We start from the raw sequence: 21,491 nt of genomic DNA, 5'->3' as shown, positions 1-21,491 counted from the left end.
GTCAGGCGAGTGCCCGCACGGTCTCGATCGTGTCGGCCTCCTCCGCGGTCTTGTCGTCGCGGTAGCGGAGGACGCGAGCGAAGCGGAGCGCGAGCCCGCCGGGGTAGCGGGTCGAGCGCTGGAGCCCGTCGAAGGCGATCTCGACGACCTGCTCGGGCCGGACCGGGACGACCCAGTCCGCACTCGGATCCTCCACAGTCGCGAGCTCGGTGAAGCGCTCGGTCTGCCAGGCGAGGATCTGGTCGGTCATCCCCTTGAACGTCTTGCCGAGCATCACGAACCCGGTCGGCGAGGAGTCGTCGCGGGCCCCGAGGTGGATGTTGGACAGCCATCCCTTGCGGCGGCCCGACCCCCACTCGACCGCGAGCACCACCAGGTCGAGGGTGTGCACCGGCTTCACCTTCACCCAGCCCGCGCCACGGCGGCCGGCGGCGTACGGCGCCTCCAGGTTCTTCACCACCACACCCTCGTGACCGGCGGCCAGCGCCTGCTCGACGAACCGCTGGGCCTCGTCGAGGTCGCCGGTGACCACCCGCGGCACCAGCGAGTCCTCAGGCACGAGGCGCGCGAGCGCCTCCAGTCGCTCGCTGCCGGGGGAGTCGAGCAGGTCCTCGCCGTCGAGGTGCAGCAGGTCGAAGAAGTACGCCGTCACCGCGACCCCGCCGGCCTGCGCCGTGCGGGACGCCGTCTCCTGGAACGGCCGCGGGCGCCCCGTCTCGTCCAGCGCGATCGCCTCCCCGTCGAGGACGAACCGCTCGGCGGGCAGGGAGCGGGCCAGCTCCACCACCTCGGGCAGCCGTGCGGTGATGTCGTCCAGGCTGCGGGTGGTGATGAGGACGTCATCGCCCTCTCGGTGTACCTGGATCCGGATGCCGTCGAGCTTCGTGTCGATCGCCACCGGTGCCCCGTCGGCGCCCGCCTTGGCCATCGCCGCGGCGAGGTCGGGCGCGCTGGAGGCGAGCATAGGCAGGATCGGCCGCCCCACCTCGAGCCCGATCTCCTCCAGCGCCGCGACGCCGCCGTCGAAGGCGGCGACCGCCACGGGCACCGGGCCGCCCGCCAGCATCGCGGCCCGGCGTACTGTCTGCACGCCGATGCCCGTCGCCGCCGCGACCGCCTCCAGCACGAGCGCGTCGAGGGCGCCCTGCCGCACCTCGCCCGTGACCAGGCCGCGCAGCCAGCGCTGCTCCAGCTCGGTGGCCCGCCCGAAGAGGTCGGCGACGGCCTGCTTCCGAGCCGCCTGTGACCCCGGGCCGGCCAGGGCGCCCAGCGCCTCGAACGCGGCGTCGGTCTCCGCCACGGTCAGCGTCGGCTCGGCTGCCGGGTCGGGCAGGGACTGCAGACCGCGCCAGCCCAGGCCGGTACGGCGCTGCCGCAGCGACCCCGCCAACCACGAGGCGACGATGGCGCGATCCTCCCCGGCGGCCTCGAGCGCGACGGCGAGCGCAGCGACCTTCTCCTTGCGGGAGCGGGTGGCGGCGACGGTGGCGGACGCGGCCGCGACGTCGTGGACCAGCATGGGCTCAGTGTGCCCGGCGCCGCCGACATCCGCGGCCCGCCGCAGCGGATTCATTTACCAGGTAGTCGCGATGAACCGTCGCTCTGCATGGTGAATTTGCTGGGTGGAGCGTCACTGTGACACGACTACCTGGGAAATGGTCGGCAGGAGTACGACGGCGGACGCAGGCGGGAGTACGGCGGCCCTACGCCCCCGGCGTCCAGGTGAAGCGGGGAGGGCGCCGTTCGCCGAAGGCGGCGATCCCCTCGGCGGGGTCGGAGGAGCCCTCGAGCACCGAGAACCAGTGATCGTCGACCTCGGCGGGGACGTCGCCGGACGCGGAGATCGCCTCGATCATCGCCTTCGATCCCATCTGGGTGAGCAGCGAGCGCTCGAGCAGCGTGCCGACCAGCTCACCCAGGCGCGCCTCGGCGTCGGGCACCGACGGCAGCAGCTCGTCGACCAGCCCGATCCGCAGCGCGCGCTCGGCGTCGACGATCTCGCCGGTGAAGAGCAGGTGCTTGGCCGCCGACGGCCCGATCAGCCGGGTCACCCGGGTCAGCGCGTCGGTGGGGTAGAGGATCCCCAGCCGGGCCGGCGTGATGCCGAAGACCGACCCCGCCGCGGCGATCCGCAGGTCGCAGGACGCGGCCAGCTCGACGCCGCCGCCCACGCACGAGCCGGTGATGAAGGCGACGGTGGGCTTGGGGAAGGTCGCGAGCGCGTCGTCGGCGTACCGGTTGTTCGCCTGGTAGTCCCGCAGCGGCATGTCCGCCAGCCCGCCGATGTCCGCGCCCGCGCAGAAGTGGTCGCCCACGCCGCGCAGCACGAGGAGGCGCACCGAGTCGTCGGCAGCGAGCTCGTGGCACAGGTCGCCGATCCGCCGCCACATCTCGTGGGTGATCGCGTTGCGCTTGGCCGGGCGGTTCAGCCACAGCGTCGCGGCGCCGTCCTCGCGGGTGACGGAGAGCTCGGAGTCCACAGCGTCCACGGCGCCGAGCATCCCAGAGTCGCGGGTCATCCGCCGATCCGGGTCCGGACCTCGTAGAGCTCGGGGAAGAACGTCAGGTCCAGCGCCCGCCGCAGGAAGTCCACGCCCGACGACCCGCCGGTGCCGGTGCGGTGCCCGATCGTGCGCTGCACGACCTGCAGGTGCCGGAAGCGCCACGCCTGGAAGTTGTCCTCGATGTCGACCAGCTCCTCGCACGTCTCATACACGCCCCAGTGGTCGGCCGGGGCGGCATAGACCTGCGCGAAGACGTCGACCAGCCCGGGGGAGGAGCGGTACGGCGCGGCCCAGTCGCGCTCGACCCGGTCGGGGGGTACGTCGTACCCGTGCCGCGCCAGGTAGCCCAGGAACTCGTCGTAGAGCGACGGCTCGTGCAGCAGCCGCTCCAGCTCGCCGCGGGCCGCGTCGTCGTGGGCGAAGACCGCGACCATGTCGGGGTCCTTGTTGCCGAGGAGGAACTCGACCTCGCGGTACTGCGCGGACTGGAAGCCCGAGGAGGTGGCGAGGAACGGCCGGATGAGGGCGTACTCCGACGGGGTGAGCGTGGCCAGCACCGCCCACTGGTCGGTGAGCGTGTGCTGGACGTGCTTGATCCTCGCCAGCCGCTTCAGCGCCGGCGCGAGCTCGTCCCCACGGAGCAGGTCGCGCGCGGACCGCAGCTCGTGCACGAGCAGCTTCAGCCACAGCTCGGAGGTCTGGTGCTGGATGATGAAGAGCAGCTCGTCGTGCTGTGGAGGGTCGCTCAGCGGCTGCTGCGCGGAGAGCAGCACGTCCAGGCGCAGGTAGTCGCCGTAGGACATCTGCTGCGCGAAGTCCCGCTCGATGCCCTCCTCCAGCGGCCGTCCGGGGGTCGCGTCGTCCATGACGCCCAACCTAGTGCCGCCGGGCCGGGGCGCTGTCGGCGCCGGGCGGTAGTTTCGCGATGTGCAGCCCGACGTCGAGACCACCTGGCGGCCCGCCTGGCCGTGCCCGGTCGGCGCCGTGCTGGCACCCCATCGCCGCGGCCCCGGAGACCCGACGTACCGGATCGACGACCGCGGCCGGCACTGGCGCGGCATCCGCACCCCGGACGGCCCGGCCACGCTGGTGATCGAGACCCTCCCGCGCACGGGGGAGGTGTACGCCGCAGCCTGGGGCCCGGGAGCGGAGTGGGCGGTCGCGCAGCTGCCCGCGATGCTCGGCGCCGAGGACGACCCCGGCGAGTTCGACCCGCGCCACCCGGTGCTCGTCGAGGCGGCCCGGCGACACCCGCACTGGCGGGTCGGCCGCACCGGGCGGGTCTGGGAGGCGTTCCTGCCCGCCGTGATCGAGCAGAAGGTGACCGGCCAGGAGGCCTTCGCCGGCTTCCGCCGGCTGGTGCACCGCTTCGGCGAGCGCGCCCCGGGCCCGGGGCCGGAGCAGCGGCTGTGGGTGCAGCCGTCGCCGCAGCAGGTCGCGCTGGTGCCGTCCTGGCAGTGGCTGCAGGCCCACATCGACCCGGCTCGGTCGCGGGTGCTGGTCCGCTCCGCTCAGCGGGCGGACGCCCTGGAGCGGCTGGCCGCCGTCCCGCACGACGAGGCGGACCGCCGGCTGCAGAGCCTGCCCGGGGTGGGGGTGTGGACCAGCGCCGAGGTGCGCTCCCGGTCCCTCGGCGACCCCGACGCCGTCTCGTTCGGCGACTACCACGTCGCCAAGGACATCGGCTGGGCGCTCACCGGCACCCCGGTCGACGACGAGGGGCTCGAGGAGCTGCTCGAGCCCTGGCGCGGCCAGCGCTACCGGGTCCAGGCCCTGGTGGCGGTCGCGCGGCTCCATCGACCGCGGCGCGGCGCCCGGATGGCACCCCGGCGACACCTTCCCGTCCGCTGACGTAACTCTTAGAGTAACTCCGCGTTACAACATCCTAAGAGGGAGATCCGCGCCACCCGATCGACGGCGTGGAGGACGAGGAGAAGCAGGGTGCTGGAGCTGGCGACGCTGCAGGAGGCGGACCAGGAGACGGTGCAGAGGCTCTTCGCCGAGGCCGACGCCGAGGAGCTGGTCGAGTCCGTCGCGGCGATGGAGGACGACGAGCTGCGCGCGCTGGTGGAGGACGCCGACGTCCGCACGGCGGCGATCGGCGCGATCCTGGCGCGGCTGCACGAGTTCGCGATCCCCGAGCGGCTCGACGAGGTCGTCGGCGTGGTCCGGCTGGACCTCAAGGACGGCCGCCGGGTCGTGGAGCAGGAGGCGCTGCGCTTCTGCTCGGGCACGATCGACGTGCTCGACCCGGACACCCCGGCCGACGTGGTGCTCACCTCCAGCGTGCTGGGCTTCGTGCGGCTGGTCACGGGCGAGGCGAACGCCGGCCTGGAGTACCTCTCCGGCCGGCTCGGGGTCGACGGAGACGCCGACCTGGCCCTCGCCGTCGGCGGGATCTTCCGCGTGCCCGGGCAGCCCGGTGTCGCGGTCGACCCCCGCGCGCTCGACCCGGTCGAGGTCGCCGAGGCGATCGACGGGGTCTCCGCCGCCCACCTGAAGAACGTGATGTCGGGCGGCTTCCGAGCGGTGGTGCTGACCGAGATCTTCCGGCGGCTGCCGGAGTTCGTCGACGAGCACAAGGCCCGCCGCAGCCGCCTGGTGGTGGCCTTCCGCCTCACCGGCAGCGCCGACGGCGAGGTCGAGAGGTACGTCGTCACCGTGGCCGACGGCCGGGCGAGCGTCTCCGAGGGCGACGCCGGCGAGCGCCGCGACGCCACCATCACCTGCACCGGCCACGACTTCCTCCGCCTGGCCACCGGCCACCTCAACGCGGTCGCCGGGGTGATGAAGGGGACGCTGAAGGTCAAGGGCGACCGGGCGAAGGCCCTGCAGCTCAGCGGCGTGCTGGACATCCCCGGGGTGCGCTGACCATGGCCGCCACGACGCCGATCGGCCGCCCCACCCTGGCGGGGCTCCGCACCCGGTTCGACGAGGGCGTCACCACGACCGGCGCCATGGTCGAGCTGGCCGCGCAGGCGAGCCGCGCGGTGGTCGAGGACATCGCCCAGCGCCGTTTCTCCTGGAGCGAGTTCCTCTTCCAGGCATGGTTCATGGTTCGGGTCTCCCTGCTGCCGACGATCCTGGTGGCGATCCCGTTCGGCGTCATCGTCTCCGTGCAGGTGGGCGGCATCGCCCAGCAGATCGGCGCCGCCAGCTTCTCCGGGGCCGTCAACGGGATCGGCGTACTCCGTCAGGGCGCGCCGCTGGTGACCAGCCTGATGATCGCGGGCGCGGTCGGGTCGGCCATCACCTCCGACCTCGGCGCCCGCACGATCCGCGAGGAGGTCGACGCGCTCCGGGTGATGGGCATCAACCCGGTGAACCGGCTGGTCGCTCCCCGGCTGCTGGCCGCCCTGGTGGTCGCGCTGCTGCTCAACGTCGTCGTCGCGGTGACCGCGATCGGCACCGGGTTCGCCCTCAACGTCGGCGGGGGCCAGGTCAGCTCGGGCACCTACCTCGGCTCGTTCATCTCCTTCGCCCAGCCGACCGACCTCCTCCTGGCCGAGCTCAAGGCCGCGATCTTCGGGTTCATCGCCACGATCGTCTCCGCGCAGAAGGGCCTCTCGGCCTCCGGCGGCCCCAAGGGCGTCGCCGACGCGGTCAACCAGTCGGTCGTGCTGAGCTTCATCCTGCTCGCGATCGTCAACGTGGCGCTGACCCAGGCCTACGTCATGCTCGTCCCGCAGAGGATCGCCTGATGTCGAACTGGTCGATCACCCGCGCCGGCAGCGCCGTCACCGACGGTCTGGTCAAGGCGGGCGAGGCCGCGTCCTTCGCCGGGCGCGCGCTGGCGTCCCTGCGCTACCCCCTGACCCACTACCGCAGCGAGGTGCTGCGGCAGCTCACCGACATCTCCTGGGGCTCGGGCGCGATCGTGGTCGGCGGCGGGACCATCGGCGTGATGGTGCTGCTGGCGCTGTCCGCCGGCACCTCGCTCGGCATCGAGGGGTTCAGCGGCCTGGAGCTGGTCGGCCTGGCGCCCCTGACCGGCTTCGTGTCGGCCAGCGTCAACACCCGCGAGCTCGCCCCGCTGGTCGCCGCGCTCGCCCTGGCCGCTCAGGTGGGCTGCCGCTTCACCGCCCAGCTGGGGTCGATGCGGATCCACGAGGAGATCGACGCGCTCGCCGTGATGGCCGTGCACCCGCTGCGCTACCTCGTCACCACCCGGATCGCGGCCGCGATGATCGCGATCCTGCCGCTCTACCTGATCGGCCTCATCGGCTCCTGGATCGCCTCGCAGCTCGCGGTGGTCGTCATCTACGGCCAGTCGCCGGGCACCTTCGAGCACTACTTCGACACCTTCATCTCCGGGCGCGACGTCTTCCTGTCCGTGGTGAAGATCCTGGTCTTCGCCCTGTTGGTCACGCTGATCCACTGCTGGTACGGCTTCCAGGCCGGCGGCGGCCCCCAGGGCGTCGGCGAGGCCACGGGCCGGGCGATCCGCGCCAGCATCGTGGTGGTGGTCGTGACCGACATGCTGTTGACGCTGGCGTTCTGGGGGAACGACCCAGGCTTCCGGGTGGCGGGGTGACCATGAGCCTCCTCGCCACGCTGCGCGGCAACGGCCGCGACCCGTCCCGGGCCACCCTGATGGCCCGCGGGGTCGCCCTGCTCTGCGCGATCGTCCTCGCCGTCACCCTCCTCGTGCTCGTCGGGCGCGGTGCCTTCGCCGACGAGGTGCCGGTGCGCGTGCGGCTCGACAACGCCGGCGGCAGCCTGGTGCCCGGCACGGACGTGAAGTACGACGGCGTCGTGGTCGGACGGGTCGGGCAGATGCGCCGGGTCGGGCACCGGGTGGAGGTCGCGGCGACCCTGGACCCCGACCTCAGCGAGCGGCTCCCGGCCGACGTACGCGCCCGTGTCCTGCCGGCCACCATCTTCGGCACCTCGTTCATCGACCTGGTCGGCGGCAGCCCCGTCGGCCCCCGGACCGAGACCATCCGGGCCGACCAGGTGATCGCCCAGGACCTGAGCCGCCCGACGCTGGAGATCCAGGCGGTGCTGGACCAGGTCGACGGGCTGGTGAAGGCGCTCGGGCCGGCCCGGCTGTCCACGACCCTGGACAACATGGCCACCGCGCTGCGGGGCAACGGCGAGGCGCTCGGCCAGACGATGGTCCGGCTGGACCGGCTGCTCGCCAAGATCAACCCCGAGATGCCGCGCATCCGCCGCAACCTGCGTCTGCTGGCGACCAACCTCGAGGCGTTCCGGGAGTACGCCCCCGGGCTGCTGGCCGCGAGCGACAACGCGTTGGTGGCGGCCCGGACGATCGCCGAGCGCGAGACCGACTTCCGCCGGCTGGCGCGGCGCGGTGCGCGGTCGATGGACAGCACCAACCGGCTGCTGGTCGAGAACCGCCGGGCGCTCGCCGCGCTGCTCGTGCGGCTCTCGGTCGTCGTGGACGTGCTCTACGACGGACGCGGCGACCTGATCGACGCCCTCAACGCCACCAGCCGCCTCGGCACCCGGTTCGCCGACGCGATGTCCTACGGCCCCTACGTTCGGGTCGATGCGGAGCTGCGCCGGAACGCCGGCCCGCAGTACACCCCCCGGGACTGCCCGCAGTACGGCAGCCAGCGCGGACGGGGGTGCTGACATGGCCGGAACCAGATCGACCCTGGTGAAGTTCACCGTGTTCCTGGTGGTCTCCGTCCTGCTGTTCACCGGGCTCTACCGGATGATGACGAACTCGGTGAGCGGCGACGTCGCCACCTGGACGGCCCGCTTCGAGTCGGTCAGCGGGCTGCGCGAGGGCGACGACGTGCGCGTGGCCGGGGTCCGGGTCGGCCGGGTCGAGGGGATCGAGGTCGCCGGGAACGACCAGGCCGAGGTGACCTTCAGCCTGGCCAAGGGGCAGCGGGTCTACCGCAACACCAACGTCACGCTGCGCTACCAGAACCTCCTCGGTCAGCGGTATCTCGCGCTGTCGGTGGATCCCGACCGCGGGCCCGCGCTGCCGCTCGGCGCACAGATCCCCCTGAGCCGGACGAGCCCGGGCTTCGACCTGACCGCCCTGCTCAACGGCTTCGAGCCGCTCTTCAACACCATCGAGCCGGGCGAGGTGAACCGGCTGGCCACCAGCCTGGTGCGCGTGCTGCAGGGGGAGTCCGGCACCGTCGAGCAGCTGCTGCGCAACACCGCGCAGGCCACCGAGTTCCTCGCCTCGCGCGACCAGGTGCTGACCCAGGTGCTCCGCAACCTCACCCCCGTCCTGCAGAACCTCGCCCGGCAGGGCCGGCAGTTCGACGCCACCGTCGTGGAGTTCCGCAAGCTGATGACCGGGCTCGCCCGGCAGCGGTCCCAGTTCGCCGACACCATCGACCACCTGGGCTCGCTCGTGGAGAGCACCAGCGGGCTGCTCAAGGAGGCCCGCCCGCCCCTGGACCGCGACGTCGCCAGTCTGCGCGAGGCCGCGGCCCTGCTGGCCCGGGAGCGGCCGCGGCTGCTGGCCACGATCGAGGCGCTGCCGGTGCTGCTGTCCGGCTTCGGCCGCGCGATGTCCTACGGCGCCTACATGAACGTCTACATGTGCACCCTCGGCATCGAGGCCCCCACCGGACAGACGGTGTGGATCGGCGGCAACGGACCCAACTCGGAGGCGTGCCGATGAGCGACAAGCGACGGCTCTACCGCACCGGCCTGCTCACCCTGCTGGTGCTCGCCCTGGTCGCCGTGCTCGTGGGCGCCGCGGCCGGACTGCGCCTGGGCTCCCGGGAGTACACCGCCGTCCTCGAGCACACCGCCGGGCTGCGCGCCGGCGAGGAGGTGCAGGTCGCGGGCGTCGGCGTCGGGGAGGTGACCAGCGTGGAGCTCGGCCGCCGCGAGGTCCGGGTCGGCTTCACCGTCGACGACGACGTACGGCTCGGCAGCCGGACCACCGCCGAGGTCAAGGTCGCGACGCTGCTGGGCACGCACTTCCTGATGGTGCGGCCCGAGGGCTCCGGCGAGCTCGCCGATGACACGATCCCGCTGGCGCGGACCCGCGTGCCCTACAACCTGCAGGACGTGCTCGACCGGCTCAGTCCCGAGGTCGACCAGTTCGACACCAGGACCATCGAGGAGTCGATGGCCACGGTCGCCGACGTCCTGGACGCCAGCGGCGAGGAGGTCGGCCCCGCGCTGGCGGGCGTGCGCGACGTCTCCGCTCTGATGGCCGCCCGCTCCGACCAGATCGCCCAGCTGCTGCGCGCCGCCCGTCAGGTGAGCCGTCAGCTGCGCGCCAGCGCGCCCGACCTGCTGCAGCTGATGCGGCAGGCCGATCTGGTCCTGGACACGCTGCGCGCCCGGCGCCAGGTGATCCGCGCGCTGCTGCGGGACCTCACGACCCTGGGCGACCAGCTCTCGGGGGTGGTTGAGGACATCCGCGGTGACGTGGCGCCCACGCTGCGCGACCTGGACCGGGTCACCGCCCTGCTGCGCCGCAGCGACGCCCGGCTCAGCGAGGGGATCCGCACCCTCGCGCCGACCGTGCGCTACTTCGCCAACGCCGGCGGCACCGGCCGGTGGCTGGACCTGGACATGCCCACGGGCGTACCGGACACGATCAACTGCGGGCTGGAGGGACGATGCTGACCCGAACGCGCCTTGCCTCCGCCGTACGCCGGCTCCTGACGGTCGTCGTCCTGGTGCTGGTCGGCTCGACGTCGGCCTGCACCCCGCTGGACGACGACCTCCAGGTGACCGCGATGTTCGACGACTCCGCCGGCCTCTTCGTCGGCAACGACGTCGGGGTGCTCGGAGTGCCGATCGGCGAGATCACCGACATCACTCCCCGGGGGCGGCAGGTCGCGGTGCAGATGCGGATTACCGGCGACCGGTCGCTGCCCGCGAAGGTCGGGGCGGCGGTGGTCTCCCGGTCGGTCGCCACGGACCGCTATGTCGAGCTCACCCCCGCCTTCGCCCGCGGCCCGCGACTGCGCGACGGTGCCGTCATCCCGCTGGCGCGCACGCGCACGCCGGTGGAGTACGACGAGGTGCTGTCCTCGCTCAACACCTTCAGCAAGGGCCTGGCCGGCAAGGACGGCAAGGCGCGGGCGCTCCGGCGCCTGCTGGCCGAGGGGGCGGCCGCCCTCGACGGGCGCGGCGACGACGTCAACGACACCGTCACGGCGCTCAGCAAGGGCACCGGCGCCCTGGCCGAGCACCGCGGCGAGATCGTGGGCACGGTCCGGGACCTCGACGACCTGACCGCGCTGCTGGCGGCCAACCAGGAGGTCGTGCGGCAGTTCATCGAGAGCGTCAGCGACGCCACGGACATGTTCGCGACCGAGCGCCGGCAGTTCGGCGCCGCGCTGCGCTCCCTGGACCGGGCCCTGCAGTCGCTGGGCACCTTCGTCCAGCGCAACCGGGCCCAGCTCGGGACGTCACTGCGGGGCCTGACCCGGGTCGTCGAGAACCTGCTGGAGCACCAGGCCGAGCTCGCCGAGGCCGTCGAGGTGCTGCCGCTGACCCTGCAGAACACCGGCAACGCGGTCACGCCGGGCAACCGCCTCAACGTCAAGCTCCCGCCGACCTCGCTGAGCCCGATCCGCCAGCTCACCGACGCCCTGTGCGAGCTGGCGCCGGCCGACCTGTGCGAGCAGCTGGGCACCAACCCCTCGATCGAGGAGATCCTCGACGGGCTCCTGGGGGTGACCCGGCCGTGACCCGCCTCCTGACCCGGCTGACGGCGGTGCTCGCCGCCCTCGCCCTGCTCGCCGGCTGCGGCACCGACATGGACCCCACGGCGGGGAGCTCCGGTCGCACGGTCGTCGCGGTGTTCGACGACGCCCTCAACCTGCCCAAGGGGGCGCCGGTCAAGGCGGGGGGCGTGCCCATCGGGAAGGTCGAGCAGATCACCGCGAAGGACTACCGCGCACGCGTGGTGCTGCGGCTCGACGAGGGCGAGCGGCTCGCCCGGGGGACGACCTTCCGGCTGCGCTACACCACCGCGCTGGGTGAGCTCTACGTCGAGGCGACGCCCCCGAAGCGGGGGCCGGCGCTCGCCGACGGCGAGGTGGTCCGTCCCCCGGAGGCCTCGACCGCGCCCACCGTCGAGGACACGCTGGCCCAGGCGTCCCTCCTGGTGAACGGAGGCAACCTCAAGCAGGCCGCCACGATCGTCGACGAGCTCAACCTCGCCCTGGACGGGCGGGAGGGAGCCGTCCGCGGCGTCCTGCGCGGCACCGATCGACTGATGGTCGAGCTGATCCGCTCCCAGCGCGAGATCGACGACATCCTCACCGCGCTCGACGGCGCCGCGCGGACGCTCGCCGACCGGCAGGACGCGGTCAACCGGGCGCTGCGCGAGTTCCGGCCGGCCGCGCGCGTGCTCCGACGCAACACCGACGACCTGGTCCGGTTCCTCAACTCCACCGACCGGCTGGCGGTGACCGCCGACGGTCTGGTGCGCCGGACCCGCGGGGACCTGCTGGAGGTGGTTCGCAAGCTCGGGCCGGTGCTCGACACGGTCCTGGCGAACCGCCGTACCGTCCTCAACGCGCTGGACGTGCTGATCCGCTTCTCCGGCCGGATCGACGCCGCGGTGCCGACCGACTACCTCAACCTCTACCTCCGGCTGAGGGTCGACACCCTGCTGACCGACCCGTCGCTGCCGATCCCGCAACTGCCGGGCGTCCCGCTGCCCGGCGGCGGGCTCCCCAGCCTGCCCGAGCTTCCGCAGCTCCCGGAGATCCCGGGCGTCACCGGCCCCACGGAGCAGCCCTCACAGCAGCCCGGCGGCGAGCCGTTGCTCCCCATCCTGCCCGGGCTGAGCGGGGGTGAGGGGTGATGGGCCTGCTGCGCTCCCGGAACGCCCTCAGCGTCCTCGGCCTGGTCACGGTCGCGCTGGTGTGTGTGGTCTATCTGCTGTCGGTGGTGCTCGACATCCCGCTCACCCAGCGGCCGGATCGCATCACCGTGCGGATGACGGCGACCGGCGGGCTCTTCGAGGGGTCCTCGGTCACCTACCGCGGCGTGCGCGTGGGCACCGTCCGGAGGATCGTGCTGGCCGACGGCGGCGGTGTCGAGGCGACCGTGACCCTGCGCGACGGGGTGCAGGTGCCGTCCGGCGGGCGGGCTCGGGTGCGGACGCTGTCGCCGGTGGGGGAGCAGTTCCTCGACTTCACCCCCACGCGCAAGGGGCCGCCGTACCTCGGCGACGGCGACGTGGTCCGCGCCGACACCGTCGACCTGCCCGTGCGCCTGGCCACGGCCGCCGGCAACGTGCAGAACCTGCTGGGGTGGATCGACCACGGCCAGCTGCGCACGGTGATGCGCGAGCTGGCCGCCGCCACCGATGGCACCGGCGACGACGTGGACCGGCTGCTGACCTCGACCGACCAGCTCACGGTGGCCCTCGACCAGAACTGGCCCCGGGCCCGGTCGCTGCTGCGCAACGGCGAGACGGTCGGCACGCTGATCGCGGGGCAGAACGACCGGCTCAGGGGGCTCTCCCGGGACGCCCTGGTGCTCTCGCGCTGGCTGCGCACCTTCGACCCGGAGTTCCGCCGCATCCTGGCCAGGTCGCCGCGGAACTTCGACCGGCTCTACGCCTTCACCGAGCAGATGCGCCGGGTGCTGCCGCCGACGCTTTCCGCGCTCGTCCGCCTCTCCGACCTGCTGTGGCGCCGGGAGCCGCACCTGCGGGCGCTGGCCCCGTCGCTGGAGTACGGCGCCTCCCGCTTCGCCTCCGCCTTCTCCGGCGGCTGGCTCAACATCGACATCAACCTCGAGGGTCAGGAGCACTGCGAGTACGGCACCCCGCGCCGCAGCCCGACCAGCACCGACCGTCGTCCGATGTACCGCAACGGGCACTGCTCGATGACCGACCAGGTGTGGCGCGGCGGCGAGCACGCCCCGCCGCCGCTCAACCGGTGAGGCGCCCTCAGAGCAGCGGGCGCAGCGGCGCGAGCACCGCCTCGGTGAACTTCCGGTGCAGGTCCCGCGCCTCCCACTCGGTCATGGTCAGCTCCAGGGCGTTGGACTGGTCGGTGTCGAAGATCCCCTCCATCACCTCGGCGAGCGCCGCGTCGATGACCTCGACGTTGATCTCGTAGTTGCCCTGCAGGGAGAGCCGGTCCACGTTGGCGGTCCCGACCGTGGTCCACTCGCCGTCGATGGTGGCGGTCTTGGAGTGGATCATCGCGCCGCTGTAGCGCAGCACCCGGACGCCGGCGGCCAGCAGCTGGGAGAAGTAGCCGCGGGAGATCCAGTCGGCCACGATGTGGTTGGACTTCAGCGGGATCAGGATGCGGACGTCGACGCCGCGGCGCGCGGCCTGGGTGAGAGCGTCGACGAAGTCCTGGTCGGGGATGAAATAGGCGTGGGACATCCAGATGTTGCGGGTCGCGCGGTTGATCGCCTCGAGGTACATCGACCGGATGGGAAACATCCAGAACCGGGGCACGTTGCGCTGGAACCGGATCCGCGGCTCCCACACCGAGGAGGTCTCCAGCAGCAGGGGCCGCTCGCTGCGGCCCAGCAGCTTGCGCCGGTTGAGGTTCCAGAAGTCGGCGAAGGCACGCTTGAGGTCCCACACACCGGGGCCGACGATCCGGACGTGCGTGTCGCGCCACTCCGTGGCGTAGGCACTGCCGATGTTGTAGCCGCCGACGAACCCGATCTGCTCGTCCACCACCAGGATCTTGCGGTGGTCGCGGCCGTAGCGGCGCAGGTCCCAGAACTTCAGCCCGGCGTTGTAGATGGGGTAGCGCAGCACCTTCACCTCGGGCGGGAAGTGCTTGAACGCGGGGGAGACGACCAGGTTGGCGAAGGAGTCGTAGATGACCCGCACGTCCACGCCCCGGCGGGCCGCCTCGATCAGCGCCTGTTTGAACTGGTCGCCGACCTCGTCGCCCTTCCAGATGTAGGTCTCGAAGAGGACCTGCTTCTCGGCACCGCGGATCGCGGCCAGCATGTCGTCGTACAGGTTCTGGCCGAAGGTGTAGGTGGTGATGTCGCTGCCCCCGACGTGCACGGTCTCCGGCGGGGTCACCGGGAACGGCTTGGGCCGCTTCCCGCGCCGGCGGTAGGAGTCGACGAGGGTCAGCCCCACGGCGATCGCCAGCTGCAGCCCGAAGAACCCCAGGAGCACACGACGGGCGGCGCGGACGGCGTCACGGGCGGTCGAGATGCGGATCACGTCGCCAATCTAACGGGTGTCGGTGGAGCGTCGTAGGCTCGCAGCATGCGTCCAGTCACCGATCTCCAGCGCCGGTTGGCGCCGTTCGAGGTGATCTCCGAGTTCCAGCCCGCCGGCGACCAGCCGGCCGCGATCAAGGAGATCTCCGAGCGGGTGCGCGGCGGCGAGCAGGACGTGGTGCTGCTCGGCGCGACCGGCACCGGCAAGACGGCCACCGTGGCCTGGGTGGCCGAGCAGCTCCAGCGTCCGGTGCTCGTGCTCCAGCCCAACAAGACGCTGGCCGCACAGTTCGCCAACGAGCTGCGCCAGCTCTTCCCCGACAACGCGGTGGAGTACTTCGTCTCCTACTACGACTACTACCAGCCCGAGGCCTACGTCCCGCAGACCGACACCTACATCGAGAAGGACTCCTCGATCAACGAGGAGGTCGAGCGGCTGCGCCACTCGGCGACCAACTCGCTGCTGACCCGGCGCGACGTGATCGTGGTCAGCACGGTGTCCTGCATCTACGGCCTGGGCACCCCGCAGGAGTACGTCGACCGCATGGTGCGGCTGCGCGTGGGGGAGGAGCACGACCGCGACGAGGTGCTGCGCCGCCTGGTCGAGATCCAATACACGCGCAACGACATGTCCTTCACCCGCGGCACCTTCCGGGTCCGCGGCGACACCCTGGAGATCTTCCCGGTCTATGAGGAGATGGCGGTCCGGATCGAGTTCTTCGGCGACGAGATCGAGCGGCTGATGACGCTGCACCCGATCACCGGCGAGGTCATCAGCGATGACCAGGAGCTCTACATCTTCCCCGCCAGCCACTACGTCGCCGGCCCCGAGCGGATGGAGCGGGCGATCAAGGGCATCGAGCTGGAGCTGGACGACCAGCTGGCCAGGTTCGAGCGCGAGGGCAAGATGCTGGAGGCGCAGCGACTGCGCATGCGCACGACCTACGACATCGAGATGATGCGCCAGGTCGGCTCCTGCTCCGGCATCGAGAACTACTCCATGCACATCGACGGCCGCCAGCGCGGCTCCGCGCCCAACTGCCTGCTCGACTACTTCCCCGAGGACTTCGTGCTCGTCGTGGACGAGTCGCACGTCGCCGTCCCGCAGATCGGCGGGATGTACGAAGGCGACATGTCCCGCAAGCGCAACCTGGTCGAGCACGGCTTCCGGCTGCCCAGCGCGATGGACAACCGGCCGTTGAAGTGGGAGGAGTTCCTCGACCGGATCGGGCAGACGATCTATCTCTCCGCGACGCCGGGCGACTACGAGCTGGACCGGGTCGGCGGCGTGCAGAACGCCGTCGAGCAGATCATCCGCCCCACCGGGCTGGTCGACCCCGAGGTGGTGGTCAAGCCGACCAAGGGGCAGATCGACGACCTGATCCACGAGATCCGCACCCGCACCGACCGCAACGAGCGGGTCCTGGTCACCACGCTGACCAAGAAGATGTCCGAGGACCTGACCGACTACCTCCTCGACGCCGGGGTGCGCACCCGCTACCTCCACTCCGAGGTGGACACGCTCAAGCGGATCGAGCTGCTGCGCGACCTCCGCCTGGGGGAGTACGACGTCCTCGTCGGCATCAACCTGCTCCGCGAGGGCCTGGACCTGCCCGAGGTGTCCCTGGTCTCCATCCTGGACGCCGACAAGGAGGGGTTCCTCCGCTCGGACAAGTCGCTCATCCAGACCATCGGCCGAGCGGCCCGCAACGTCTCGGGCCAGGTGCACATGTACGCCGACTCGATCACCCCGTCGATGGAGGCGGCGATCGACGAGACCAACCGCCGGCGGGCCAAGCAGGTGGAGTACAACACCGCCCACGGGATCGACCCACAGCCGCTGCGCAAGAAGATCGCCGACATCACCGAGATGCTGGCCCGTGAGGACGAGACCACCCAGGAGCTGCTGCAGACCTGGGCCGACGTAGGGGAGAAGGGCCGCGCCGGCGGGGTGAAGCCCGGCAAGCAGCCGACACCGGCCCTCTCCAAGCTGCACGACGACCTGCCCGACACCGCCGGGATCCCCTCGACCGACCTGGCCGAGCTGATCCAGGGGCTGACCGAGCAGATGAAGACCGCCGCCGCGGAGCTCCAGTTCGAGGTCGCGGCCCGGCTGCGTGATGAGATATCGGAGCTGAAGAAGGAACTGCGACAGATGATGGAGGCCACCAAGTGACCACGGAGATCGATCTCGGACGTCCCGTCTCCGGAGACGTGATCGACCTGATCCTCGCCGACCACTACCGCTTCGAGGAGCTGCTCCGCCGGCTGCGCGACAGCTCCCAGGACCGCGAGGCGCTGCGGGCCGCGTTCGCGACCCTGCACGTCGCGCACGCGGTCGCGGAGGAGGAGGTCGTCTACCCCAAGCTGCGACGCAAGGACGCGATCACCGGTCACGAGGCCGAGCACGGGGAGGAGGAGCACGCCGAGGGGCACGAGGCCCTGCTCGCGCTGCTCGAGCTCAAGGGCACCGACACCCAGGCGTTCGACGACGCCCTGGAGGAGCTCTCCGCGGTGGTGCAGCACCACCTCGTGGAGGAGGAGCTGACCATCCTCAACCCGGCCCGGGAGGACGTAGGCCCGCAGGTCCGTGCCGACCTGGGTGAGCGCTTCGCGACCGAGCGGAACAAGCAGGTCGACGCGGGCCGCGGATCGCTCACCGACGTCCGGGAGATCGTGCGGGAGGCCCGCAAGGAGGGCCTGATCGACGACGAGTGAGGCCTCCGCGACGCAGTAGCCTCACCCCGTGAGATCCGCCAGCCGCCCGGTCAACGCCGTCCTGGCGCTCGTGGCCGTGGTGTTGGTGTGCGTGCTCGGCGTGGTCCTCGCGAACCCGGCGAACCGCCCTGCCGGTGACTCCGCTGCCGCCATGATGGGGCGCGCGCTGACCGACTGGGACGGTGACGCGACCAACGACGAGACTCGACGTCACCGGGATGTCGCGGCGACCGCACGCGCCGCCACGCTGGCGTTCCTCGACGTCGACCACCGGGACATGCAGCCGCGGATCGAGGCGGTGCTGGCCACGGCGACGGGGCCGTTCGCCGAGGAGTACGCCGCCCAGCGGGACGACCTGGTCCGCAGCGCACGACAGAGCCGGTCGGTCAGTCGCGGGTCCGTCGTCGCCGTGGGGGTGAGCGAGGCGAACGCCAGCTCCGCGGTGGTGCTGGTCGCGGCGAACGCCACTGTCGACAACCGGCGCACCGACGGCGAGCAGGTCCGGCAACTGCGGCTGCGGCTGGAGATGCAGCGGACCGACGAGGGCTGGCGGACCGCGGGGCTGGAGTTCGTCCGATGAGGGGCCGCCGGCTGACTGCCGTGCTCGCGGTCCTGGTGCTCGCGCTGGCGTTCCTGCTGGTGCGGGTGGAGCTGCTGCAGCGCTCGGACACCGCGGCGATCGCGGGCGCCCTGGCCGCCGAGCCGGACGGGCGGCAGGCGGTCCTCACCGGCGAGGGCGCCAGCCGCTCCGCTGTCGCTGCGGCGACGACCGCCACGGAGCGGCTGCTCTCCTTCTCCTATGAGTCCTTCGTCAGCGGTCGCCGCAGTGCGGAGCGGCTGCTGGCGCCGCGAGCGCGGCCGGACTACCGCGAGGCGATGAACGCGATCGCGCGGGACACCAGGCGGGGCCGGGTGACCCGCGCCGCCACGGTGGTCGACGCGGCGGTGGTCTCCGCCACCAGCCGGGAGGCCGTCGTGCTCCTGTTCGTCGACACCAGCACCACCAGCCGCGGGCGGGCCGAGCCCGTCGTCGAGCAGCAGCGCGTGCTGGTACGGCTGGATCGCGACGGCGGCCCCTGGCTGGTCACCGACCTGAGCGCGCAGTAGTCGACACGTCCGACGGTCCGCTGCTTGTCGTGGTCGGCGTCACAGGGTTGGATCGGGGGCGTGTCCAGCCCAGAGCGTGTGACCGCCGACCTCCTCGTGATCGGGGCCGGGCCGACCGGCCTGTTCGCGACCTACTACGCCGGCTTCCGCGGGCTCCGCGTGGCCGTTGTGGACTCGCTGCCGGAGCTGGGCGGCCAGGTGACGGCAATGTACCCGGAGAAGGCGATCCTGGACGTGGCGGGCTTCCCGTCGGTGAAGGGGCGCGAGCTGGTCGAGGGGCTCGTCGAGCAGGCAGCGACCGCCGACCCGACGTACCTGCTGGACCGCACGGCGACCACGCTGACCGCCGACGAGGACGGGGTCGTGGTCGGCCTGGACGACGGCACCGAGGTGGAGGCCGGGGCGGTGCTCATCACCGCCGGGATCGGGAAGTTCAGTCCCCGCCCGCTGCCGGCCGGTGAGGGCTGGGTGGGGCGCGGGATGGAGTTCTTCGTGCCGAGCTTCGCGCCGTACGCCGGCAAGGACGTCGTCGTCGTGGGCGGCGGGGACAGCGCCTTCGACTGGGCCCAGCACCTGGAGGGGATCGCCCGGTCGGTGACGCTGGTGCACCGGCGCGAGGCGTTCCGCGCCCACCGGCGGACCGTGGAGGCCGTCCAGGCCTCACCGGTGGAGATCATCACCAAGGCACAGGTGACCGCGCTCCGGGGCGAGGGCACCCTGGAGGAGGTCGAGATCACCGTGGACGGCGAGGAGCCGCAGGTGCGGCCCTGCCAGGCGGTGGTCGCGGCCCTGGGTTTCGTCGCCGACCTCGGCACCCTGCAGACGTGGGGACTGGAGACGGAGAAGCGGCACGTGGTCGTGGACAGCTCGATGCGGACCAACCTCCCGCGGGTGTTCGCAGCTGGCGACATCACGGAGTACCCGGGCAAGGTCCGCCTGATCGCCGTCGGCTTCGGCGAGGCCGCCACCGCGGTGAACAACGCCGCCGTGGCGATCGACCCCGAGGCGCACGTGTTCCCGGGACACTCGAGCGAGGCGGACTGACCTGTCCCCGGCGCGCCCTCCCCGCCACTAGCGCAGGATCAGGCGGACCGCACGGTCCACGTGCCGGGCCGTGTCGGCCGCGCTAGCGCGGCCGGAGACCCAGCCGACGAGCGAGGAGAACCAGACGTCGGCGATCACCCGCGCGATACCGAGCTCGTCGTCGGAGGGATCGGCTCCCGGGCGCATCGCGTGCGTCAGCATCGCGGAGAGGGCACGGACCACCGCGCCGATCTCGTGCTCGACCGTGCGGTCGGCGAACATGAAGGCGCGGGTCAGCGCCTCGGCCACCCGCTCGTGGTCCTGCAGGGTGCGACTGAGCCGCTCGAGCACGTGCGCGACGCGGTCTGCCGCCGTCTCACCCGGCACCGGGGCGGCGGTGACGCGCTCGGCTGTCTGCTCCAGCTCACGCCCGAGCGCGGAGACCAGCAGGTGGATCTTGGAGGGGAAGTAGCGGTAGAGCGTGCCGAGTGCGACATCGGCGCGCTCGGCCACCGAGCGCATCTGCACGGCCTCGAAGCCGCCGTCGGCGGCCAGCGCGATGGCCGCGTCGAGGATCCGGACGCGCCGCTCGACCTGCGCGGCCGAGGCCAGGTCCCTCTCAGTGAGCGAGCTCGCCGTACGCATCCGTCCTCCTCACCCTCTGGGGCGTCGATCACGCTAGCAACGCGTCACGCATAATAGGAACACGTTTCAGTTCGCCCACCCCCGAGGAGACCACCCGATGCGGATCGCGCTGCTCTCCTACCGATCCAAGCCGCACTGCGGCGGGCAGGGCGTCTACGTCCGCCACCTCAGCCGCGAGCTGGTGAGGCTGGGCCACGAGGTCGAGGTGTTCAGCGGCCAGCCCTATCCCGAGCTCGACGAGGGCGTGCGGCTGACCAAGGTGCCCAGCCTGGACCTCTACCGTGAGCCCGATCCGTTCCGGGTGCCCCACTGGCGCGAGTTCCGCGACCTGGTGGACGTCGAGGAGTTCCTCACCATGTGCACCTCCGGCTTCCCCGAGCCGAAGACGTTCAGCACCCGGGTGGCCCGGCTGCTGCGGCAGCGCCGCGACGACTTCGACGTGGTCCACGACAACCAGGTGCTCGGTTCGGGCCTCCTGGACGTCGAGGATCCCGCCAGGATCGGGCTCCCGCTGGTCACGACGCTGCACCACCCGATCACCTTCGACCGCCGTATCGACCTGGCGGCGGCGACCACGCGACGGCAGCGGCTCACCCTGCGCCGGTGGTACGGGTTCTTGAAGATGCAGGGCAAGGTCGCGCGCCGTGCCCGGCACATCCTCACCCCGTCGGAGGCCTCCAAGCGCGACATCGTCGCCGACTTCGGGGTGGACCCCCGGCGGATGCAGGTGATCCCGCTCGGCGTCGACGACGTCTTCGCCCCGCCCACCGAGCCGCGCGTGCCCGGCCGGCTGCTCGCCATGGCCTCGGCGGACGCGCCGGTCAAGGGGGTCTCGACCCTGCTGGAGGCCTTCGCCAAGCTGCGCACGGAGCGGCCGCACCTCGAGCTCCACCTCATCACCCGACCCGTCCCCGGTGGCCGCACCGAGCAGCTGATCGAGCAGCTGGGGATCGGCGAGCACGTCCGCTTCGTGCATGGCATCAGCGACGAGGAGCTGGTCGCGCTGATGGGCTCGGCCGAGGTGGCCTGCGTCCCCTCGCTCTACGAGGGCTTCTCGCTGCCGACCGCCGAGCTGATGGCCTGCGCCACCCCGCTCGTCGTCTCCCGCGCCGGTGCCATCCCCGAGGTGGTCGGGCCGGACGGCGAGTGCGCCGACCTGGTCACCCCCGGCGACGTCGGGGAGCTGACCGCGGCCCTGGAGGCGTTGCTGGACGATCCCGAGCGTCGTGCTCGGATGGGCGAGAACGGGCGGCGCCGGGTGCAGGCCCGCTTCAGCTGGCGGGCCGTCGCGGAGCGGGTCGCCGAGGCGTACGCCGCCACGGCTGCCGACTACTGGGCCGAGCGCGGCCGACGAGGCAAGGAGTGAGCCGA

The 21,491-nt window shown here is 72.1% G+C and carries 21 protein-coding genes; 16 read left to right on the top strand and 5 right to left on the bottom strand.

All coding sequences use genetic code 11. The annotated features are described in order from the left end of the window. Position 1 precedes the first annotated feature (1 nt). From K8W59_RS09730 to K8W59_RS09720, 3 genes are all read right to left on the bottom strand, one after another. On the bottom strand, positions 2–1,519 hold the full coding sequence (locus K8W59_RS09730) for an ATP-dependent DNA ligase (protein WP_223399641.1): 1,518 nt from the start codon (positions 1,517–1,519) through the stop codon (positions 2–4). 184 nt (positions 1,520–1,703) lie between these two features. Further along, positions 1,704–2,519 carry an enoyl-CoA hydratase/isomerase family protein gene (locus K8W59_RS09725; RefSeq protein WP_223399640.1) on the bottom strand — a complete coding sequence of 272 codons (816 nt, stop codon included), beginning with the start codon at positions 2,517–2,519 and terminating at the stop codon, positions 1,704–1,706. Further along, entirely contained in the window at positions 2,516–3,370 is an 855-nt protein-coding gene (locus K8W59_RS09720) for a tryptophan 2,3-dioxygenase (protein ID WP_223399639.1), read from the bottom strand. Before K8W59_RS09720 ends, K8W59_RS09725 begins: the two co-directional genes overlap by 4 nt. Positions 3,371–3,431: 61 nt before the next feature. Between K8W59_RS09720 and K8W59_RS09715 the strand changes: the two genes are divergently transcribed. From K8W59_RS09715 to K8W59_RS09670, 10 genes are all read left to right on the top strand, one after another. Beyond that, the gene (locus K8W59_RS09715) at positions 3,432–4,355 is read left to right on the top strand and encodes a DNA-3-methyladenine glycosylase family protein (protein WP_223399638.1); all 924 of its coding nucleotides are present in this window, start codon (positions 3,432–3,434) and stop codon (positions 4,353–4,355) included. A gap of 90 nt (positions 4,356–4,445) precedes the next feature. Then, the gene (locus tag K8W59_RS09710) at positions 4,446–5,375 is read left to right on the top strand and encodes an SCP2 sterol-binding domain-containing protein (protein WP_223399637.1); all 930 of its coding nucleotides are present in this window, start codon (positions 4,446–4,448) and stop codon (positions 5,373–5,375) included. 2 nt (positions 5,376–5,377) lie between these two features. Further along, positions 5,378–6,205, top strand: coding sequence for an MlaE family ABC transporter permease (locus K8W59_RS09705; protein WP_223399636.1), 828 nt, complete (start codon positions 5,378–5,380; stop codon positions 6,203–6,205). Next, a complete protein-coding gene (locus K8W59_RS09700; protein WP_223399635.1) occupies positions 6,205–7,038 on the top strand; it encodes an MlaE family ABC transporter permease in 834 nt (277 codons plus the stop codon). Before K8W59_RS09705 ends, K8W59_RS09700 begins: the two co-directional genes overlap by 1 nt. 2 nt (positions 7,039–7,040) lie before the next feature. Then, positions 7,041–8,102 carry an MCE family protein gene (locus tag K8W59_RS09695; protein WP_223399634.1) on the top strand — a complete coding sequence of 354 codons (1,062 nt, stop codon included), beginning with the start codon at positions 7,041–7,043 and terminating at the stop codon, positions 8,100–8,102. Between the two features lies 1 nt (position 8,103). Then, on the top strand, positions 8,104–9,117 hold the full coding sequence (locus K8W59_RS09690) for an MCE family protein (RefSeq protein WP_223399633.1): 1,014 nt from the start codon (positions 8,104–8,106) through the stop codon (positions 9,115–9,117). Then, on the top strand, positions 9,114–10,079 hold the full coding sequence (locus tag K8W59_RS09685) for an MCE family protein (protein WP_223399632.1): 966 nt from the start codon (positions 9,114–9,116) through the stop codon (positions 10,077–10,079). Before K8W59_RS09690 ends, K8W59_RS09685 begins: the two co-directional genes overlap by 4 nt. Then, positions 10,073–11,152: an MCE family protein gene (locus K8W59_RS09680; RefSeq protein ID WP_223399631.1), complete on the top strand. Its 1,080-nt coding sequence runs from the start codon at positions 10,073–10,075 to the stop codon at positions 11,150–11,152. The genes K8W59_RS09685 and K8W59_RS09680 overlap by 7 nt, the downstream gene beginning before the upstream one ends. Continuing rightward, positions 11,149–12,276, top strand: coding sequence for an MCE family protein (locus tag K8W59_RS09675; protein WP_223399630.1), 1,128 nt, complete (start codon positions 11,149–11,151; stop codon positions 12,274–12,276). The genes K8W59_RS09680 and K8W59_RS09675 overlap by 4 nt, the downstream gene beginning before the upstream one ends. Next, the gene (locus tag K8W59_RS09670) at positions 12,276–13,364 is read left to right on the top strand and encodes an MlaD family protein (protein ID WP_223399629.1); all 1,089 of its coding nucleotides are present in this window, start codon (positions 12,276–12,278) and stop codon (positions 13,362–13,364) included. Before K8W59_RS09675 ends, K8W59_RS09670 begins: the two co-directional genes overlap by 1 nt. Positions 13,365–13,371: 7 nt before the next feature. Here K8W59_RS09670 and K8W59_RS09665 read toward each other — a convergent pair whose 3' ends face one another. Then, positions 13,372–14,628, bottom strand: coding sequence for a phospholipase D-like domain-containing protein (locus tag K8W59_RS09665; RefSeq protein ID WP_223399628.1), 1,257 nt, complete (start codon positions 14,626–14,628; stop codon positions 13,372–13,374). Positions 14,629–14,673: 45 nt separating this feature from the next. On the opposite strand from K8W59_RS09665, the gene uvrB reads away from it, so the two are divergent. Genes uvrB through K8W59_RS09640 form a run of 5 tightly spaced genes read left to right on the top strand, consistent with a single transcriptional unit; the run spans position 14,674 to position 19,496 of the window. Then, complete coding sequence (uvrB, locus tag K8W59_RS09660) at positions 14,674–16,803, top strand: excinuclease ABC subunit UvrB (RefSeq protein ID WP_223399627.1); 2,130 nt, start codon at positions 14,674–14,676, stop codon at positions 16,801–16,803. Then, on the top strand, positions 16,800–17,345 hold the full coding sequence (locus K8W59_RS09655) for a hemerythrin domain-containing protein (RefSeq protein ID WP_223399626.1): 546 nt from the start codon (positions 16,800–16,802) through the stop codon (positions 17,343–17,345). The genes uvrB and K8W59_RS09655 overlap by 4 nt, the downstream gene beginning before the upstream one ends. Before the next feature lie 28 nt (positions 17,346–17,373). Next, positions 17,374–17,925 (top strand): nuclear transport factor 2 family protein, encoded by a 552-nt coding sequence (locus K8W59_RS09650; RefSeq protein WP_223399625.1) that lies wholly within the window; start codon positions 17,374–17,376, stop codon positions 17,923–17,925. Next, positions 17,922–18,452 carry a hypothetical protein gene (locus tag K8W59_RS09645; RefSeq protein ID WP_223399624.1) on the top strand — a complete coding sequence of 177 codons (531 nt, stop codon included), beginning with the start codon at positions 17,922–17,924 and terminating at the stop codon, positions 18,450–18,452. The genes K8W59_RS09650 and K8W59_RS09645 overlap by 4 nt, the downstream gene beginning before the upstream one ends. 60 nt (positions 18,453–18,512) lie before the next feature. Beyond that, positions 18,513–19,496 (top strand): NAD(P)/FAD-dependent oxidoreductase, encoded by a 984-nt coding sequence (locus K8W59_RS09640; protein ID WP_223399623.1) that lies wholly within the window; start codon positions 18,513–18,515, stop codon positions 19,494–19,496. 27 nt (positions 19,497–19,523) lie between these two features. Here the strand turns inward: K8W59_RS09640 and K8W59_RS09635 are convergent, their stop codons facing one another. After that, positions 19,524–20,120 (bottom strand): TetR family transcriptional regulator, encoded by a 597-nt coding sequence (locus K8W59_RS09635; RefSeq protein WP_223399622.1) that lies wholly within the window; start codon positions 20,118–20,120, stop codon positions 19,524–19,526. Between the two features lie 97 nt (positions 20,121–20,217). Here K8W59_RS09635 and K8W59_RS09630 point away from each other — a divergent pair, with 97 nt between their 5' ends. Next, complete coding sequence (locus K8W59_RS09630; protein WP_223399621.1) at positions 20,218–21,486, top strand: glycosyltransferase family 4 protein; 1,269 nt, start codon at positions 20,218–20,220, stop codon at positions 21,484–21,486. The last annotated feature ends 5 nt before the right edge of the window (positions 21,487–21,491 follow it).

The organism is Nocardioides rotundus, from assembly GCF_019931675.1.
GTDB lineage: Bacteria > Actinomycetota > Actinomycetes > Propionibacteriales > Nocardioidaceae > Nocardioides > Nocardioides rotundus.
The sequence above is the reverse complement of the archived record's forward strand: the minus strand, read 5'-3'. Positions and strand labels throughout refer to the sequence as shown.